At 45.6% G+C, this 18,071-nt stretch carries 14 protein-coding genes, 2 tRNA genes and 3 rRNA genes; all 19 read left to right on the top strand.

Annotated elements, in window-relative coordinates:
- Positions 1-43: 43 nt before the first annotated feature.
- The 19 genes from ACMXYN_RS17300 to mshL all read left to right on the top strand — a co-directional run bounded on the left by ACMXYN_RS17300 (position 44) and on the right by mshL (position 18,070).
- Positions 44-649: a c-type cytochrome gene (locus tag ACMXYN_RS17300; RefSeq protein WP_415882867.1), complete on the top strand. Its 606-nt coding sequence runs from the start codon at positions 44-46 to the stop codon at positions 647-649.
- 114 nt (positions 650-763) lie between these two features.
- Positions 764-1,387 (top strand): thiol:disulfide interchange protein DsbA/DsbL, encoded by a 624-nt coding sequence (locus ACMXYN_RS17295; RefSeq protein ID WP_415892850.1) that lies wholly within the window; start codon positions 764-766, stop codon positions 1,385-1,387.
- A 136-nt stretch (positions 1,388-1,523) separates the two neighbouring features.
- The gene (locus tag ACMXYN_RS17290; protein ID WP_415892849.1) at positions 1,524-3,113 is read left to right on the top strand and encodes a diguanylate cyclase; all 1,590 of its coding nucleotides are present in this window, start codon (positions 1,524-1,526) and stop codon (positions 3,111-3,113) included.
- A gap of 45 nt (positions 3,114-3,158) precedes the next feature.
- Entirely contained in the window at positions 3,159-4,793 is a 1,635-nt protein-coding gene (gene ubiB, locus ACMXYN_RS17285; RefSeq protein WP_415892848.1) for a ubiquinone biosynthesis regulatory protein kinase UbiB, read from the top strand.
- A gap of 87 nt (positions 4,794-4,880) precedes the next feature.
- Positions 4,881-5,213, top strand: coding sequence for a phosphoribosyl-ATP diphosphatase (locus ACMXYN_RS17280; RefSeq protein ID WP_415892847.1), 333 nt, complete (start codon positions 4,881-4,883; stop codon positions 5,211-5,213).
- Positions 5,214-5,316: 103 nt separating this feature from the next.
- Positions 5,317-5,571, top strand: a complete 255-nt coding sequence (gene tatA / locus ACMXYN_RS17275) for a Sec-independent protein translocase subunit TatA (RefSeq protein ID WP_415889651.1) — start codon at positions 5,317-5,319, stop codon at positions 5,569-5,571.
- A gap of 12 nt (positions 5,572-5,583) precedes the next feature.
- Positions 5,584-5,955: a Sec-independent protein translocase protein TatB gene (gene tatB / locus ACMXYN_RS17270; protein WP_415892846.1), complete on the top strand. Its 372-nt coding sequence runs from the start codon at positions 5,584-5,586 to the stop codon at positions 5,953-5,955.
- Complete coding sequence (gene tatC, locus ACMXYN_RS17265) at positions 5,952-6,755, top strand: twin-arginine translocase subunit TatC (protein WP_415892845.1); 804 nt, start codon at positions 5,952-5,954, stop codon at positions 6,753-6,755. Before tatB ends, tatC begins: the two co-directional genes overlap by 4 nt.
- A 620-nt stretch (positions 6,756-7,375) precedes the next feature.
- A 16S ribosomal RNA gene (locus ACMXYN_RS17260) occupies positions 7,376-8,915 on the top strand.
- 68 nt (positions 8,916-8,983) lie between these two features.
- Positions 8,984-9,060 (top strand) — tRNA-Ile (locus ACMXYN_RS17255).
- Positions 9,061-9,083: 23 nt separating this feature from the next.
- Positions 9,084-9,159 (top strand) — tRNA-Ala (locus ACMXYN_RS17250).
- Positions 9,160-9,376: 217 nt separating this feature from the next.
- Positions 9,377-12,264: ribosomal RNA gene (locus ACMXYN_RS17245) — 23S ribosomal RNA — on the top strand.
- 142 nt (positions 12,265-12,406) lie between these two features.
- Positions 12,407-12,522, top strand: a 5S ribosomal RNA gene (rrf, locus tag ACMXYN_RS17240).
- Together the 16S, 23S and 5S rRNA genes with 2 tRNA genes alongside form the textbook arrangement of a ribosomal RNA operon.
- Before the next feature lie 342 nt (positions 12,523-12,864).
- The gene (fabI, locus tag ACMXYN_RS17235; protein ID WP_415892844.1) at positions 12,865-13,635 is read left to right on the top strand and encodes an enoyl-ACP reductase FabI; all 771 of its coding nucleotides are present in this window, start codon (positions 12,865-12,867) and stop codon (positions 13,633-13,635) included.
- Between the two features lie 311 nt (positions 13,636-13,946).
- Positions 13,947-14,876: a pilus assembly protein PilM gene (gene pilM, locus ACMXYN_RS17230; protein ID WP_415892843.1), complete on the top strand. Its 930-nt coding sequence runs from the start codon at positions 13,947-13,949 to the stop codon at positions 14,874-14,876.
- A complete protein-coding gene (locus ACMXYN_RS17225; RefSeq protein ID WP_415892842.1) occupies positions 14,873-15,472 on the top strand; it encodes a hypothetical protein in 600 nt (199 codons plus the stop codon). Before pilM ends, ACMXYN_RS17225 begins: the two co-directional genes overlap by 4 nt.
- Entirely contained in the window at positions 15,465-16,145 is a 681-nt protein-coding gene (locus ACMXYN_RS17220; RefSeq protein WP_415892841.1) for a hypothetical protein, read from the top strand. The genes ACMXYN_RS17225 and ACMXYN_RS17220 overlap by 8 nt, the downstream gene beginning before the upstream one ends.
- The gene (locus ACMXYN_RS17215; protein ID WP_415892840.1) at positions 16,138-16,476 is read left to right on the top strand and encodes a hypothetical protein; all 339 of its coding nucleotides are present in this window, start codon (positions 16,138-16,140) and stop codon (positions 16,474-16,476) included. The genes ACMXYN_RS17220 and ACMXYN_RS17215 overlap by 8 nt, the downstream gene beginning before the upstream one ends.
- 10 nt (positions 16,477-16,486) lie before the next feature.
- Positions 16,487-18,070 carry a pilus (MSHA type) biogenesis protein MshL gene (gene mshL, locus ACMXYN_RS17210; RefSeq protein ID WP_415892839.1) on the top strand — a complete coding sequence of 528 codons (1,584 nt, stop codon included), beginning with the start codon at positions 16,487-16,489 and terminating at the stop codon, positions 18,068-18,070.
- The last annotated feature ends 1 nt before the right edge of the window (position 18,071 follow it).

Here is an 18,071-nt window from a genome sequence, read left to right as displayed (position 1 = left end):
CCTATGGCCGTCTAATTTTAATAGCAAGAGTCTGGGTTCATCGATGAATAAACTACTGATTAGCTTGCTGGTGACCGTTGGTATCACTGGTGTAGCTCACGCAGCGGGTGATGCTGCTAAAGGTAAAGGAATGACTGCAATGTGTGCTGCTTGTCACGGTGCTGACGGTAACAGTGCAATCGCAAACTTTCCTAAGCTAGCAGGTCAGAACGAAAAATATCTGATCAAACAGCTTCAAGATATCAAATCTGGTAAGCGTACAGTTGTAGAAATGACTGGTCTTCTAAACTCTTACAGCGACCAAGACATTGCTGATATCTCTGCTTACTTTGCTAAGCAGACTGGTACTGTAGGCCACGCTGCTAAAGATCTTGTTGAACAGGGTCAGAAAATCTACCGCGCAGGTATCGCAGATAAAGGCGTTGCTGCTTGTACAGCTTGTCATGCACCAACAGGTGAAGGTAACAGCCAAGCAGGCTTCCCAGGTATCGGCGGTCAGCACGCTGCATACACTGAAAAGCAGCTAAAAGATTTTGCTAAAGGCGCACGTAACAACGATCCTCAGCAGATGATGCAGGATATTGCGGCTAAGCTAAGCGATGACGAAATCAAAGCGGTTTCTAGCTACATTCAAGGTCTGGGCAAGTAAGTTCAGCTTGGATTCAATAAAGGCAGCTTAGGCTGCCTTTTTTGTACGTGGTAGGAACTTCGGTTTTATTTTATTGTCTACCACCCGGTCCTATTGTTTTCGGAGCAAAGAATAATGAAAAAGTTTGGGTTGATGTTAGTGGCGTTGCTTCTGCCTTTTATGGCGCAGGCGGAAGCGTTTAAAGAAGGTGTGCATTACACAAAAGTCCCGGTTGCCGGTGTGATGGCGGATAAAAGTAAAATCGAAGTTATCGAAATGTTCGGTTACCCTTGTCCCCACTGTAATAACTTTGAGCCATTGATTAAGCATTGGGAAAAGAACAAAAGCGAAGACGTGAAATTTGTGCGTACGCCAGTCGCTTGGAATCCAAGCTGGGAACTGATGGCGCGTGCGTTTTATGCGTCTGAATTTATGAAAACGTTGGACAAAACGCATGAAGCAACTTTCCATGCGATTCACGTAGAGCGTCGTCGTTTTAGAGGTAAAGAAGATTTTGCTGATTATTACGGCAATCTAGGTGTTGATACAGGTAAATTCCAGAGCCTGTTCAACTCTTTCGCTGTTGAAACAAAGATTCGTCAGGGTCGTCAGCAGTTGCAGAAATATGGGGTTAAAGGTGTTCCTGCTATGGTTGTGAATGGTAAATACCATGTGACGGCAGGTATGGCTGGTGGCCATAAGAAGATGCTTGAAGTCGTTGATTTCCTTGTTGAGAAAGAACGCTCAACTGCGAAGTAATAAAGAATTTCAATGAAAAACGCCCTCTAGAGGGCGTTTTTTTATATCTGATTGATATCAGACCTAGTGCGAAGAACAGAGTTCGACTAACATGAAGTCTGACTGATGTTGATGTTGTGTACTCCGAGGAACTGGTGTGGCAGAAGAACAGGTAGACTGGAAGAAAAAATACCGGGAGCTGACTCTAGAATTTGAGCAGTTTGAGCGTAAAAGTGTTGATACTGAACAGCAGTTACGCCAGCTAGCCGGTTATATGTCTATCGGATTAGAAGGCGATAACCCTCAGTTTGATGCTGAACTTGCAGCATTAAAACCATTACTTCATGAACAGTGCACAGAGCATCTCGGTTTTTTACAAAAAATCAGTCGTCGTATTGAAAAACAAGTTCAGCATCGTGAAGATCTTCGCGGAAAAACTGCCAAGCAAACAGTTGCTGCCCTTCTTAAGTGGATTCGCATGCTACGCACTCAAGTGCAAAATAGCGGATCACAAAACCTACTAGATTCCCTCGAACGACGCAGTAACGAAGTCGAAGAGAAAGGTTACGAACTACCTGCTGTTCTAGCTGACCTGATTGAGCTCCAAAGCCATATCGAAACGGGTACAGAAGAGCGCGCGGAGATCAGTGACAGTGATTTCTCTTTAGATACGACTGCTTCAACCGATGCGTTGGGCGATGAAGTTAAATTACTCTTAAAGCGTATTGGTGCTGAGTTATTAGAGCTTATCAGCGGCTTGTACGTGCCTAAAGAGGAAAACCCGAATGCGCGTAAGCTGGTAAAACGCATCGAAGATGGCTTTGAGCTACCTCACCTTCCGGAGATCGTTCATCAAGTTGTGCAGTTGGTGATCAAATCAACCAGCAATACCAGCGAAGATTTTGAAAATTATCTATTGGAGCTCAGCACGCGTTTAACTGAGGTCCAAACTTTTGTGGTTGATAGTCGCCAAGAGCAGCAAGAGATCGGTCAGAACCAACGTGATCTTGATATCCAAGTGCGACGTGACGTTAAAAAGCTGCACCACACGGTCAAGAATACCAATGATATTACAGACCTGAAGAAGGCGGTTTCACTGCAACTTTCAGGTCTTGTTCGTGCTATGGATAGCTTCAAAAAGAAAGAGGAAGAACGCGAACAGCGATTACAAGGTCGTTATGAAGACCTGATCGATAAAGTTGAAATAATGGAGCAGGAAACGCGTAAGGTTAAAGCGCATATGGAAGAGGAGCGCTTGCGTGCACGTACGGATCCTCTTACAGGCTTACCAAACCGCGCTGCCTATGATGAACACATTGATCAGGAATATGAGCGTTGGTCGCGCTACCGTACTTCATTCTCTGTAGTTGTCGGCGACTTGGATTTCTTTAAGAAAATCAACGACACTTACGGTCATCTAGCGGGTGATAAAGTGCTGCGTTTGGTGGCCAAAGTTATCACTAAAAATATCCGTGTAACGGACTTCGTTGGTCGTTACGGCGGTGAAGAGTTTATTATTATCCTTCCTTCTACTGGTGCAGAAGAGGCCTCGCAGGCGATGGAAAAATTGCGAGAATCTTTAGCCAGCAGTCCATTTAATTTCCATGGTAAGCCCGTGGGGATTACAATGTCGTTCGGCGTAACCGAAATCAAAGAGGGTGATTCCCTTGATGATGTCTTTACCCGTGCTGATGAAGCGTTGTATCAAGCCAAAGAAGATGGCCGTAACTTAGTCAGAACTAAGTAACGTCACTACTTACCTATTAATTTTTAGCAACAAGGTTTCCCTGCTGTGAAACGTCTATCGCGAATTCTGAAGATTGTTCAGGTTTTTGCTCGGTATCGATTGGATACTCTATTTTTGGGTTTAGCCCTTCCTTGGTATGTTCGATGCCTGTTTTGGTTATTGCCTTGGCGTTTATTTATTCCAGCAAAGCAACCGCAAGCGGTACGTGTTCGTTTAGCGTTAGAAGAATTGGGTCCCGTTTTTGTTAAATTCGGTCAGATGTTATCCACCCGCCGAGATCTATTGCCGGATGATCTGGCAGAAGAACTGAAAAAGCTGCAGGATCGTGTGCCGCCGTTCTCTGGGCCTCAAGCACAAGGATTGATTGAAAAAGCGCTAGAAAAACCAGTTTCAGAGCTATTTGCTGAGTTTGAGGTGGAGCCAATGGCGTCTGCTTCGGTTGCTCAAGTTCACAAAGCGACCATGCTTGATGGCAGTGAAGTGGTCGTGAAAGTTATCCGTCCGGGTATTGGTAAAACTATTCGTAAGGATGTGGACCTTCTCTTCAGCTTGGCGCGTCTTGTTCATGTGGTTTGGGAAGAGGGGCGCCGCCTGCGCCCAGTAGAGGTGGTTTCTGAGTATGAGCAGACAATCTTCGACGAGTTGGATCTTCGGAAAGAGGCGGCTAATGGCTCGCAGTTAAGACGTAACTTTGAAAACAGCGATATTCTTTATATCCCGGAAATTTACTGGGATTACACGCGTTCTAATGTACTCGTAATGGAACGCATTCACGGTATTCCGGTTGCTGAAGTTGATCAGTTAAATGAGCAAAATACCGATATGAAAGCATTGGCTGAACGTGGTGTAGAGATCTTCTTTACTCAGGTGTTTCGCGATAGTTTTTTTCATGCGGATATGCATCCAGGTAATATCTTTGTATCTCGTAATAATCCGAGTTCACCACAATACATCGCGGTAGATTTTGGGATCATAGGCTCGCTTACCCCAGAAGATCAAAGCTACCTAGCCCGCAACTTTCTTGCTTTCTTCAAGCGTGACTACCGTATGGTAGCGCAATTGCACGTTGATTCAGGCTGGGTGCCTGCAGACACTAATGTCGATGCATTTGAAACGGCTATCCGCAGTGTATGTGAGCCGATCTTTGAGAAGCCGTTAAAAGATATCTCTTTCGGCCAAGTGCTTTTAGGATTGTTCCAAACAGCGCGCCGCTTCAATATGGAGGTACAGCCACAGTTAGTACTTCTACAAAAAACGCTTCTAAATATCGAAGGCTTAGGTCGACAGCTATATCCTGATCTTGATCTTTGGGAAACGGGTAAACCGTTTTTAGAGAATTGGATGAAAGAACGAATGGGGCCAAAAGGTGTTTATCGTTCGATTAAACAACAAGCACCTGATTGGCTAGAGAAAATGCCGCATATGCCGCAACTAATTTTTGATTCTCTAAACCAGATCCGGAATTTAGATAGCGCACGCCAGCGTGATGTTAGAGCTTATCAGCAAGCGAAAGAGGCACTAGAAAATAAAGCTTCAAGAAGACGCAATTTAGGGTTGATGCTCATTGCGGGTGCTATAACTGTTGCTAATCCAGATGTACTGGAATGGCTATGTGATTTGCCAGCGAGTAGTTGGATTTTGGCAGGTGTTGGCATAGTACTATTGTTGAAACGTTCGTGATCCTCCTTTAGGAGGGGATGGTGGAAGCAATTTTGATCGGGTATGCTTCCGCACGTAAGTTAGTCTTAATTGAAAGTGAGTGAATAAATGAGCGACGTATTAACTCAGCTGGGTGAAGTTCTGGAACAGCGTAAATCAGCAGCCCCAGATAGTTCATATGTATCTAGCTTACACGCTAAGGGCTTGAATAAGATCTTAGAGAAGGTCGGTGAAGAGGCAACAGAAACGATTCTGGCTGCTAAAGACGCACAGGCCAGCGGTGACAATAAAGATGTTATCTATGAGACAGCTGATCTTTGGTTTCACAGCTTAGTTGCGTTATCGCATCTAGGTGAGGAGCCGCAGGCGGTCTTAGATGAGTTGGCGCGCAGATTTGATTTGTCGGGCCTAGAAGAAAAAGCGTCACGCACTAAAAAATAAATATAGATCCTAATACGTGCGGAAGGTTGCGTAATTTGGGTCATTTCAACAGATTTCTATGATGGCAGTTAAGACAATTGCCATGTGATAGCGGAGAGTAAAAATGGGTTTAGGTGGTATCAGTATTTGGCAGCTATTGATTATTTTGGCCATTATTATTCTGATTTTTGGTACTAAAAAATTCAAAAATATCGGCAGTGATCTAGGCGGTGCTGTTAAAGGCTTCAAGAAAGCTATGACAGAAGAAGAAAAAGCCAAAGAAGAAGCTGAAAATAAACAGATCAAACAGGAAGACGCTGATTTTACTGAGGCTAAAAAAGCTGACGACGTAAAAGATGAGCAGAAGTCTGACAAGTAACAGGCTTTAACTATGTTTGATATCGGTTTTGCCGAGCTACTCATTGTTGCAGTGGTTGCATTGGTTGTTCTTGGGCCAGATAAATTACCAACTGCTGTAAGAACTGTCGGAATGTGGATGGGGCGTATAAAGCGTACGGTCTCTTCTATACAGACAGAAATTAGCGAAGAGCTAAGAGTAGAAGAGTTAAAACGTACTACGGCTATTCAGAAACACGAGTTAGAAAAAGAACTTGATGAGATGCGTCAGCCATTTAATGATGCATTAAAAGAAGAAGTTCCAGTTAGCTCTAAGATTGTTCCGCCAGAAGCAACAGAAGAAAAGCCTCAATCTGCGAATGAGCCTGGCAAGGCTGATGACAATAGCAGTACAGGAAAAGCATGAGCAATCCGCAGCCTGAACACGATCAGGAACAGCCATTAATTAGCCATCTGGTTGAATTACGCCAGAGGCTAATGTTTATCCTACTTATCATTTTAGGTTTCTTCCTTGGCTTATTTTATTTCGCCAATGACCTATATACCTATCTATCATCGCCATTAACTGCGTTGTTGCCATCGGGCACAAGCATGATTGCGACCGATGTTACTTCTCCGTTCTTTGCGCCCTTTAAGCTAACACTTGTCGCTGCAATCTTTCTCGCGATGCCGTTTGTCTTGCATCAGATATGGGGTTTTATAGCGCCTGGCCTATATAAGCACGAAAAACGCTTTGCGATACCGTTGTTAATATCGAGCATTTTTCTGTTTTATGCTGGTATCGCATTTGCGTACTTTGTAGTGTTCCCACTTATCTTTGGCTTCTTTACTAGTGTTGGCCCAGAAAATGTTGCGGTAATGACGGATATCAGCAGCTATCTGAATTTCGTACTAAAGCTGTTCTTTGCATTTGGTATCGTTTTTGAGATACCGATTGCTACTCTGTTATTAATCTGGTCAGGTGCGGCAACTGTATCTGGTCTAAGACAAAAGCGAGCATATGTGATTGTTGGCTGTTTCGTCTTAGGGATGTTGTTAACGCCGCCGGATGTGATTTCACAAAGCTTATTAGCGCTTCCAATGTGGTTGTTATTTGAAGCAGGTATCATCTTGGGTGTTATCTTTGTAAGAAAGAATGAAGATGCTGAAGAGATTGCTGATGAGTTTACTGCTGCAGAAGAAGAGCAAGAAGAGAATAGTAAGTAGTAGTTGAAAGCTAGATAGCTGATTTTAAAAACGGTGTTTATTGAAAGATAAGCACCGTTTTTTTATGCCCGTAGAACAGTAAATAACCAATGCTGTATAAGTAATAAACAAAATTGAATATTTATTCACTTTTTTCATCTTTTTTTCACTTTTTTTAAGATTGGGTGTTGACCCTTTTTCAGATGTCTGTAGAATTCGCCGTCCTTGCTTAGGGAGGCCGCCAAAACGGGGCTGATTGAGCTAAGCGAGGTGCTTAGTAAGTGATTGAAAACGTTTAGTTTTTAGGTTGCTTACGGAGCAGGATTCAAAGTCCGGTTGCTGAGTAAAAAATTTTACAAAATTGCAAAATAAACGGTTGACTTTGAATGAGCGCACAGTAGAATATGCGCCTCGCTTGAGACGAAACGCTGAGTCAGCGGAGAGTCAAAAAAGCAACGCTCTTTAACAATTTGATCAGATAATTCGTGTGGGCGCTTGTTGAGAAGAAGCAAACTTTTTCTAGACAAGCAACCAAGTGAATTCATTTAAAGCGATTTACAAAGGTTTAACGTTCTTAAGAATGTTATCCGGTTGTTTAGTACTAGAGCCCGTTACCACATTCCTGGTAACAACAATGATTTAAACTGAAGAGTTTGATCATGGCTCAGATTGAACGCTGGCGGCAGGCCTAACACATGCAAGTCGAACGGTAACATGACTAGCTTGCTAGTTGATGACGAGTGGCGGACGGGTGAGTAACGCGTAGGAATCTACCCAGTAGCGGGGGATAAGCCAGAGAAATTTGGTCTAATACCGCATACGCCCTACGGGGGAAAGCAGGGGATCTTCGGACCTTGCACTATTGGATGAGCCTGCGTGAGATTAGCTAGTTGGTGAGGTAATGGCTCACCAAGGCGACGATCTCTAGCTGGTCTGAGAGGATGATCAGCCACACTGGAACTGAGACACGGTCCAGACTCCTACGGGAGGCAGCAGTGGGGAATATTGCACAATGGGCGCAAGCCTGATGCAGCCATGCCGCGTGTGTGAAGAAGGCCCTAGGGTTGTAAAGCACTTTCAGCAGTGAGGAAAGGTTGTAAGTTAATACCTTGCAACTGTGACGTTAACTGCAGAAGAAGCACCGGCTAACTCCGTGCCAGCAGCCGCGGTAATACGGAGGGTGCGAGCGTTAATCGGAATTACTGGGCGTAAAGCGCGCGTAGGTGGATTGGTCAGTCAGATGTGAAAGCCCAGGGCTCAACCTTGGAACTGCACCTGATACTGCCAATCTAGAATACGGTAGAGGGTAGTGGAATTTCCTGTGTAGCGGTGAAATGCGTAGATATAGGAAGGAACACCAGTGGCGAAGGCGACTACCTGGACCGATATTGACACTGAGGTGCGAAAGCGTGGGGAGCAAACAGGATTAGATACCCTGGTAGTCCACGCCGTAAACGATGTCTACTAGCCGTTGGGAGACTTGATCTTTTAGTGGCGCAGCTAACGCGATAAGTAGACCGCCTGGGGAGTACGGCCGCAAGGTTAAAACTCAAATGAATTGACGGGGGCCCGCACAAGCGGTGGAGCATGTGGTTTAATTCGACGCAACGCGAAGAACCTTACCAACTCTTGACATCCAGAGAAGTTACTAGAGATAGTTTCGTGCCTTCGGGAACTCTGAGACAGGTGCTGCATGGCTGTCGTCAGCTCGTGTTGTGAAATGTTGGGTTAAGTCCCGTAACGAGCGCAACCCTTGTCCTTATTTGCCAGCACTTCGGGTGGGAACTCTAAGGAGACTGCCGGTGACAAACCGGAGGAAGGTGGGGACGACGTCAAGTCATCATGGCCCTTACGAGTTGGGCTACACACGTGCTACAATGGCCGGTACAGAGGGCCGCGAACCTGCGAGGGTAAGCTAATCTCAGAAAACCGGTCGTAGTCCGGATTGGAGTCTGCAACTCGACTCCATGAAGTCGGAATCGCTAGTAATCGCGAATCAGAATGTCGCGGTGAATACGTTCCCGGGCCTTGTACACACCGCCCGTCACACCATGGGAGTGGATTGCACCAGAAGTAGCTAGCTTAACCTTCGGGAGGGCGGTTACCACGGTGTGGTTCATGACTGGGGTGAAGTCGTAACAAGGTAGCCCTAGGGGAACCTGGGGCTGGATCACCTCCTTAAACGAAAGCCGATTCTCGGCAAGCGTTCACACGAATTATCTGATCAGAGAAGTTAAGAGCAACGGTGTAGGCTTGTAGCTCAGCTGGTTAGAGCGCACCCCTGATAAGGGTGAGGTCGGTGGTTCAAGTCCACTCAGGCCTACCAATAATAGCCTTACTGTTTTCTTTGGGGCTATAGCTCAGCTGGGAGAGCGCCTGCTTTGCACGCAGGAGGTCTGCGGTTCGATCCCGCATAGCTCCACCATCATCCTTCGGGATGAGAAGGAAGAGTTTTAAAACATATTGTCGGTTTTGACATTATCTTTTAAAGCTTTTTTGCTTTAAACGCTCTTTAACAATTTGGATTTGATTCATTTGATTTAGATTTAAGACATGTAGTTTTACTGCATGCGCCAATTCGGCGAAATCTATCGTTACTAGCAATACAAGTTACTGTGATTCCAGACGCCTTCGGGTTATATGGTCAAGTGACTAAGCGTGCACGGTGGATGCCTTGGCAGTCAGAGGCGATGAAGGACGTTGTAACCTGCGATAAGGTTCGGGGAGGTGGTAAACAACCTTTGATCCGGACATTTCCGAATGGGGAAACCCACCTATTTATAGGTATCTTTTAACTGAATACATAGGTTATTAGAGGCGAACCTGGGGAACTGAAACATCTAAGTACCCAGAGGAAAAGAAATCAACCGAGATTCCCTAAGTAGCGGCGAGCGAACGGGGACTAGCCCTTAAGCTTTATTAGATTTAACAGAACACTCTGGAAAGTGTGGCCATAGTGGGTGATAGCCCCGTATGTGAAAGGTCTTTTAAAGTGAAATCGAGTAGGACGGCACACGTGAAACGCTGTCTGAATATGGGGGGACCATCCTCCAAGGCTAAATACTCCTGACTGACCGATAGTGAACCAGTACCGTGAGGGAAAGGCGAAAAGAACCCCTGTGAGGGGAGTGAAATAGACCCTGAAACCGTGTACGTACAAGCAGTGGGAGCCGTTTTCGGACGGTGACTGCGTACCTTTTGTATAATGGGTCAGCGACTTACTTTTAGTGGCAAGGTTAAGCATTTGCGGAGCCGTAGGGAAACCGAGTCTTAATAGGGCGTCCAGTCGCTAGGAGTAGACCCGAAACCGAGTGATCTATCCATGGGCAGGTTGAAGATGCAGTAACATGCATTGGAGGACCGAACCGACTGTCGTTGAAAAGCCAGCGGATGACTTGTGGATAGGAGTGAAAGGCTAATCAAACTCGGAGATAGCTGGTTCTCCTCGAAAACTATTTAGGTAGTGCCTCGTGTCTAACCATGGGGGGTAGAGCACTGTTTCGGCTAGGGGGTCATCCCGACTTACCAACCCGATGCAAACTCCGAATACCCATGAGTTCAATCACGGGAGACACACGGCGGGTGCTAACGTCCGTCGTGGAAAGGGAAACAACCCAGACCGTCAGCTAAGGTCCCAAAGTTTATGCTAAGTGGGAAACGATGTGGGAAGGCTTAGACAGCTAGGAGGTTGGCTTAGAAGCAGCCACCCTTTAAAGAAAGCGTAATAGCTCACTAGTCGAGTCGGCCCGCGCGGAAGATATAACGGGGCTAAGCATAACACCGAAGCTACGGATGCACTTTGTGCATGGTAGAGGAGCGTTCTGTAAGCTGTTGAAGCGGAAGCTGTAAGGCACCGTGGAGGTATCAGAAGTGCGAATGCTGACATGAGTAACGATAAGGGAGGTGAAAACCCTCCCCGCCGGAAGACCAAGGGTTCCTATCCAACGCTATTCGAGGTAGGGTGAGTCGGCCCCTAAGGAGAGGCTGAAGAGCGTATCCGATGGGAAACAGGTTAATATTCCTGTACTGCTCATAACTGCGATGGGGGGACGGAGAAGGCTAGGCTAGCGCGGCGTTGGTTGTCCGCGTTTAAGATAGTAGGTTTAGAGCTTAGGTAAATCCGGGCTCTTTTAAGACCGAGAATCGATGACGAGGTCCTTTATGGACTGAAGTAGTTGATGCCATGCTTCCAGGAAAATCCTCTAAGCTTCAGGTTATGACTAACCGTACCCTAAACCGACACAGGTGGTCAGGTAGAGAATACTAAGGCGTATGAGAAAACTCGGGTGAAGGAACTAGGCAAAATGGCACCGTAACTTCGGGAGAAGGTGCGCCGGTTTTGGTGATGGGACTTGCTCCCTAAGCTGAGGCCGGTCGAAGATACCAGGTGGCTGCGACTGTTTATTAAAAACATAGCACTCTGCAAACTCGAAAGAGGACGTATAGGGTGTGACGCCTGCCCGGTGCCGGAAGGTTAATTGATGGGGTTAGCGCTTGCGCGAAGCTCTTGATCGAAGCCCCGGTAAACGGCGGCCGTAACTATAACGGTCCTAAGGTAGCGAAATTCCTTGTCGGGTAAGTTCCGACCTGCACGAATGGCGTAACGATGGCCACACTGTCTCCACCCGAGACTCAGTGAAATTGAAATAGCTGTTAAGATGCAGTTTACCCGCGGCTAGACGGAAAGACCCCGTGAACCTTTACTACAGCTTCACAGTGGACTTTGACATTACTTGTGTAGAATAGCTGGGAGGCTTTGAAACCCTGTCGCCAGATAGGGTGGAGCCACCTTTGAAATACCAGCCTGGTAATGTTGAGGTTCTAACCCAGTTCCCTAAGCGGGATCGGGGACATTGTGTGGTGGGTAGTTTGACTGGGGCGGTCTCCTCCCAAAGAGTAACGGAGGAGCACGAAGGTACCCTCAGCATGGTCGGAAATCATGCAATGAGCGCAAGAGTAGAAGGGTGCTTGACTGCGAGACAGACACGTCGAGCAGGTACGAAAGTAGGTTCTAGTGATCCGGTGGTTCTGTATGGAAGGGCCATCGCTCAACGGATAAAAGGTACTCCGGGGATAACAGGCTGATACCGCCCAAGAGTTCACATCGACGGCGGTGTTTGGCACCTCGATGTCGGCTCATCACATCCTGGGGCTGAAGCCGGTCCCAAGGGTATGGCTGTTCGCCATTTAAAGTGGTACGCGAGCTGGGTTTAGAACGTCGTGAGACAGTTCGGTCCCTATCTGCCGTGGGCGTTTGAGATTTGAGAAGAGTTGCTCCTAGTACGAGAGGACCGGAGTGAACGAACCTCTGGTGTACCGGTTGTGATGCCAATTGCATTGCCGGGTAGCTACGTTCGGACGGGATAACCGCTGAAAGCATCTAAGCGGGAAGCCTCCTTCAAGATGAGATCTCACTGGGAACTTGATTCCCCTAAAGGGCCGTTGAAGACTACGACGTTGATAGGTTGGGTGTGGAAGCGCTGTGAGGCGTTGAGCTAACCAATACTAATTGCCCGTGAGGCTTGACCATATAACGCCCAAGGCGTTTGGCAAGTGACTTGTAAGATATGTAAGACGATAGAGAGTAACGAATTAGCGCGTAGTTGAGCTACAGTCGAAAGCTTATCTAGATCAAATAAAAGAAGAATCAGATCTAAGTTGTAACAGTTTTGCTTGGCGACCATAGAGTTGTGGAACCACCTGAATCCATCCCGAACTCAGACGTGAAACGCAACATCGCCGATGGTAGTGTGGGGCTTCCCCATGTGAGAGTAGGTCATCGCCAAGCATTTAATTAAGAGAAAACCCCGGTCACACTGTGATCGGGGTTTTTTCGTTGTGGGCTAAAGAACACAAAACAATACTGAACGAAGTATTTACACCAAGCTTAATCGACATACCCTTTTTAGCAACTAGCAACTAGCAACTAGCAACTAGCAACTAGCAACTAGCAACTAGCAACTAGCAACTAGCAACTAGCAACTAGCAACTAGCAACTAGCAACTACCTTTAACTGTCTCAGATCAACATCTTATTTCTTACAGACCCCTTTACCGGTAGCGTCATATATTTGTATTGTGCGTATGCGTAAAATAGGAATCAGTTTCGATTATTTATAAGGGTTTAAGGAATGTCTAACTTGTTAATGGCTGGGAAAAAAGTACTTGTTGTTGGTATCGCTAATGATAAAAGTATCGCGTATGGCTGCGCTAAGGTTTTGAAAGCGCAGGGTGCGGAGTTGGCCATTACCTATCTTAATGATAAAGCTGAGCGCTTTGTGCGTCCTTTAGCAGAGGAGCTCGAAGCGGAAATTTTTATGCCTCTAGATGTTTCTGTACCTGAACAGATGGATGCTGTGTTCTCAGAGATAGAGTCTAAATGGGGTGAGTTAGACGGTGTGATTCACTCTTTAGCTTTCTGTCCGTTAGAGGATCTACATGCCCCTATCTCTGAATGTTCACGTAGCGGTTTCTTACAGGCTATGGATATTTCCTGCTATTCATTTATTGATATGGCAGCGCGTGCTAAAGGGCTTATGACAAATGGTGGCTCGTTAATTAACTTCTCTTATCTTGGTAGTGCCTTGGCTACAGGTGATTACAACATTATGGGTTGTGCTAAAGCGGCTTTAGAGGCAGCGACTCGTTATTTAGCACGTGACCTTGGTCCTCAGGGGATTCGTGTGAACTCTATTTCACCAGGGACTATAGCGACACGTGCTGCTGGAGGCATCAAAGATTTTGATGCCATGCTCCAGCATAATGAAGAGATGGCTTGCGATGGTAAATTACCGACCATCGAAGAAGTGGGTAACTCTTGCCTCTACTTTATGTCGCCTCTCTCCGAAGGTGTAACCGGCCAGATCCATTACGTTGATCATGGTGTTTGTATCGTAGGTTGATCGTTGTCTGCCTAACCGTGCTTGCCCGCACGGTTAGGCAGTATTCAGTTCTTTCGGCTTTCGTTCTATAGGTGAGCGATTGATCAATAATCTGTAGTGTTATAAAGTAACCTTTTTGCCTCTAAAATCAGATAAAACAAGGCTGTAGGGCAGCTTATTCATATAGATTCTGTTAAGTTATTGCTTATATGGCCGACACGGTTACTGAATGTTTACTTAATCATTAATCTTGAGCTTTTCGATTGAAACAAGCGTTTAAGCTCGGTAGATTTGTTGTTAGAGAATTAAGCGAATAGTGCAGGAGTTAACGCTTGCTTTCATTTCTTAAGAAAAAGTCTGCGGAAAACGGTTTAACTTCCCTCGTGATCAATAAGGGAGGAGTATCTTTTGCACATGTTCGAGATGGTAACACTCAGCCAGAACTCACCTGCTGTGAGTACAACGCGTCGACTAACCCCCTCGTTGAGCCCAAACGCTTCAGAGATCTGATTGAAGCGAACAACCTTCTTGGTACAAAGACTTCATTAGTGTTACCAGAATCTAGTTATCAGATTCATCTTGTAGAGCGCCCTGAAGTGCCGGATGAAGAACTTGCCGAAGCTTTGCGTTGGCGAGTTAAAGATTTGGTAAGTTTTGATGTTGAACAGGCTGCAATCGATTACATAGAGCTACCAGAAGATGCTTACCGAGGCCGCTCTCGTATGGTTTATGCGATTGCTGCCGAACAGGCTAAGGTAGATCTATGGGTTGATTGGTGTAGTGAGATTGGTTTGGATGTCACTGCAGTTGATGTTCCTGAATTGGCTCTACTTAATTTAACGGAAGATCTAGCTGATAGCGAATCAGGGTTAGCTGTATTCAGTATTGGTGAAGAGGGGAGTTCGATTAATCTACTCTCCGATGGTGCTTTATATTTCACACGTAATCTTAGCTATAGCCATTCATCTTCTCCGGAAAATGCTTCTGCTGCTGTACTTGAACTTCAGCGCTCTCTTGATTATTACGAAAGCCAAGTAGGTAAACCACCTTGTGTGCGCTTACTTGTGATGCCGATGCAAGCGGATGAATCGCCGCTCATGAACGAATTAAGATATAGCCTTGCATTGGATATTCATTCGTTAGATTTGAATAATCTTATATCGTCACAGATAGAGCTAACAGAATCTCTTCAAACTCAGGCTACCGTCGCAATTGTTGCGGCTCTCCGCACTGAATTTGCTAAAGCTGAGGTGGTTAAGTGAAACAGCGGATTAACCTCTATAACCCTCACAAATCTAAAAAGAAATTTGAGCTTTTAAGTTTACAAGGAAGCGTTACTGTTGCTGTCGCCGCTGTTGCATTCACTCTTTTATGCGGTCTTGGCCTGAAGTGGTATGCATCTGAGCAGGAAAGCACGTTCGCTAAACTGCAACAGGACAAAGTTAAGATCGACGAAGCAGTCGCTACAGAGCAAGCGCGCTTTAGTAATCTTCAAGTACAACCTGAAATTTTGGCGGAGCAACAGCGTTTAGAGGACGAGATTGCTGCACGGAAAGCGTTACAAAGTTTATTGCATAAAGTGCAACCTGCGCAGAGCGTAAATTTCTCTGCTTACTTGTATGCGTTGGCAGATGCTTCACTTGCTGAAAGTTGGTTAAGTCAATTTGTACTCGATAATGATCAACGTAGCTTCGTAATGAACGGTGGGGCTATCGATGGCCCGTCAGTAGCTTCCATGATTGAATCTATAGGCAATACCGAAGAATTCCAGGGTATGAGTGTTAATACGCTTAATGTGAACGCTGAAAGTAGTGGTGTACGCTTTGAAGCAATAGCGGAGTTGCGTAGTTATGAATAAGCGTTGGCAGGAGTGGGACAGTAAATGGAGCGAACTGACTGCACGTGAACGCGTTATGTTGCTGTTAGTCGGTTTGATTGCGCCTTTAGCATTGATATTTGTGTTCTTAATCGAGCCTGCGATGATCGTATTGCAAAAGGTGCCAAGTAAAATTGAAGCTATGCGCACTAGTATCGATGCTCAAGATCGAGTGTTGAAGTTGTTAAAGAATCAGGAGCCGAAAGACCCTAACATCGAGGCAAGAGCAGAGCTAAAACGTTTGCGTAGCCAGTTATCTGAGGCAAACCAAGATATTAAACGTGCGGCGACAAACCTCGTTTCGCCTGATCAGATGCTGAGCTTGTTAAGATCAGTATTAGCCAACGAACAAGGCATTGCGCTTGTGAGTGCAAAGAGCCAACCTGTCGTTGCTAAACAGCTAAATGAAAAGTCTGTAGATGCTGAAAAAGAGGCCAATCCAGTAGGGCCTCAAGCTGTAATTTTTATTCATCCGTTTGAATTAGAGTTGGAAGGGACTTATCAGGGTTTATATGACTATTTGCAGAAAATAGAACAGTTGGATGGTGTGTTCTTTTGGGATACTTTGGAATACAAAGTCGATGAATATCCTTCTGCAAAAGTGAAGATCAAAGTTCATACCTTAAGCTCTGAAGCGGGGTGGTTAGGTGCCTAAATTAGTTTTTTTATTACTTACTTTGTTTGGCAGTAGCTCGATCTATGCCGAGCGCTTACCTGCCGATCCAACAAAGCCTTTGGCTGCTCATGTTGCTATTGGTGACATCAAAAGACCTGAGCAGGGGTATGTGCTTAGTTCTTTGATTGTTGGAAAGCGAACACCCTCTGCGGTTATTAATGGGCAGCGTGTGCAACAGGGTGATCTGGTTGATGGTGCCGAAGTTGTCGAAATCAGCCGTACAGGAGTTAAGTTGAACACGGGAAGTGAATATCAGATGATCTCTTTAGCTGAACGAAAAGGCTTCAGCAAAGTTAAGAGTGGGAAATAGGCTAGAAATAATGATGAAACGTATTTTCAATGCTCTTGCTATGGGCAGTGTTCTTGTCTTGAGCGGTTGTCAGGCACTTCCGCCTGTTGCTGGCACGACCACTAAACAAGTGGGTGAATCTGCGATTGAAGAAGCAATTGAAGAGAATAAAAAAGCGGTTACTGCTGCACCTCCGCCCCCACCTCTTGTTCCTGCGCTTATTCCGCCTCTTAACTTACAAAACACTCAAGCGCCTAGCGAAGAGCGTTTTGATATTACTGCTGAAGCGTTACCGGCAAAAGATTTTTTCATGGGGCTGGTACAAGGCACGCCCTATAACATGATCGTTCATGAAGCGGTTGGCGGTAGCATCTCACTTGAATTAAAAAACGTAAGTGTCGCTGAAGTTATGCAAGCTGTTCAGCGTGTATACGGTTATGAATTCGAGCGTACGGGTAACCTATATCAAGTGCTGCCAGCTTCCCTACAAACTGAACTGTTCCAGATTAATTATCTAGACATTCAGCGAGATGGCACTTCTGATACTCAGGTTAGCGCAGGATCTGTCAGTACAGCAGGTGAAAACTCCAGTGCTGAGGAAGTTATCGGTACCCGCATCAGCACTAAAACGTCAACCGATTTTTGGGGTAACCTTAAAAGTACGTTAGAAACAATAGTGGCAGGTGAAGGGCGTAAGGTAGTGGTTACGCCGCAGACGGGTGTTGTCGTAGTACGTGCTCTTCCAAGTGAACTTTCTACCGTAAGCAAATATCTAGCCCAAGCCGAATTGATCCTGCATCGTCAGGTAGTAATTGAAGCTAAAATCTTAGAAGTAACATTAAATAATGGCTTCCAAGCAGGCGTAAACTGGTCAGTTTTAGGTAAACCTGGTGAAGGAAACACGGCTCTGTTTAGTCAGTCTTCAGTAGGTTTGAATAATGATGATGGTATTGGTGGTATATTCAAAGCCGATCTAAGTATTGGTGACTTTACTTCTGTAATTGAGTTGCTTGGTAGCCAGGGTGATGTACAAGTTCTATCTAGCCCGCGTGTATCGACCGTTAACAACCAGAAAGCGGTGATCAAAGTTGGCACTGATGAATTTTTTGTAACGGAAATTGAAAACACGACAACGACAGGTACGAGTACAACGTCGTCACCGAGTATTGAATTGACACCTTTCTTCTCTGGTATTGCGTTGGATGTGACACCTCAGATCAGTGCTAATGGCGATATCGTTTTGCATATTCACCCAACGGTTTCGGAAGTGGTAGATCAACAGAAACAGATCAGCGTGGGTACAGATGATTTCAATATTCCATTGGCTCTAAGCTCTATTCGTGAGTCGGACAGTATTGTCCGTGCCGAAAGTGGTCAGGTGATCGTAATTGGCGGTTTGATGAAGTCTACTGACAGTGATCTACGTGCTAAAACGCCAGGTTTAGGCGATCTTCCGGGTGTTGGTAACTTGTTTAAGCAAAAACGCCAAGCAGGTAGTAAAACTGAACTTGTGATTATGTTGCGACCTGTATTAGCAAACCACGATAATTTGCAGAATGAGCTTAAACGCAGTTTGCGATCTTTCCAGAGTCTGCAATCTACACCAGCAATGTAAT

The organism is Neptuniibacter sp. PT8_73 (assembly GCF_047778045.1).
Taxonomy (GTDB): domain Bacteria; phylum Pseudomonadota; class Gammaproteobacteria; order Pseudomonadales; family Balneatricaceae; genus Neptuniibacter.
The sequence above is the reverse complement of the archived record's forward strand: the minus strand, read 5'-3'. Positions and strand labels throughout refer to the sequence as shown.

What these genes read in the sequence shown, in the direction of transcription:
- ACMXYN_RS17220 (WP_415892841.1), top strand. Translation starts at nt 15,465, where the DNA reads ATGAATAAGCGTTGGCAGGAGTGGGACAGTAAATGGAGCGAACTGACT.
- ACMXYN_RS17300 (WP_415882867.1), top strand. Translation starts at nt 44, where the DNA reads ATGAATAAACTACTGATTAGCTTGCTGGTGACCGTTGGTATCACTGGT.
- fabI (WP_415892844.1), top strand. Translation starts at nt 12,865, where the DNA reads ATGTCTAACTTGTTAATGGCTGGGAAAAAAGTACTTGTTGTTGGTATC.
- tatA (WP_415889651.1), top strand. Translation starts at nt 5,317, where the DNA reads ATGGGTTTAGGTGGTATCAGTATTTGGCAGCTATTGATTATTTTGGCC.
- ACMXYN_RS17280 (WP_415892847.1), top strand. Translation starts at nt 4,881, where the DNA reads ATGAGCGACGTATTAACTCAGCTGGGTGAAGTTCTGGAACAGCGTAAA.
- tatC (WP_415892845.1), top strand. Translation starts at nt 5,952, where the DNA reads ATGAGCAATCCGCAGCCTGAACACGATCAGGAACAGCCATTAATTAGC.
- ACMXYN_RS17295 (WP_415892850.1), top strand. Translation starts at nt 764, where the DNA reads ATGAAAAAGTTTGGGTTGATGTTAGTGGCGTTGCTTCTGCCTTTTATG.
- mshL (WP_415892839.1), top strand. Translation starts at nt 16,487, where the DNA reads ATGATGAAACGTATTTTCAATGCTCTTGCTATGGGCAGTGTTCTTGTC.
- tatB (WP_415892846.1), top strand. Translation starts at nt 5,584, where the DNA reads ATGTTTGATATCGGTTTTGCCGAGCTACTCATTGTTGCAGTGGTTGCA.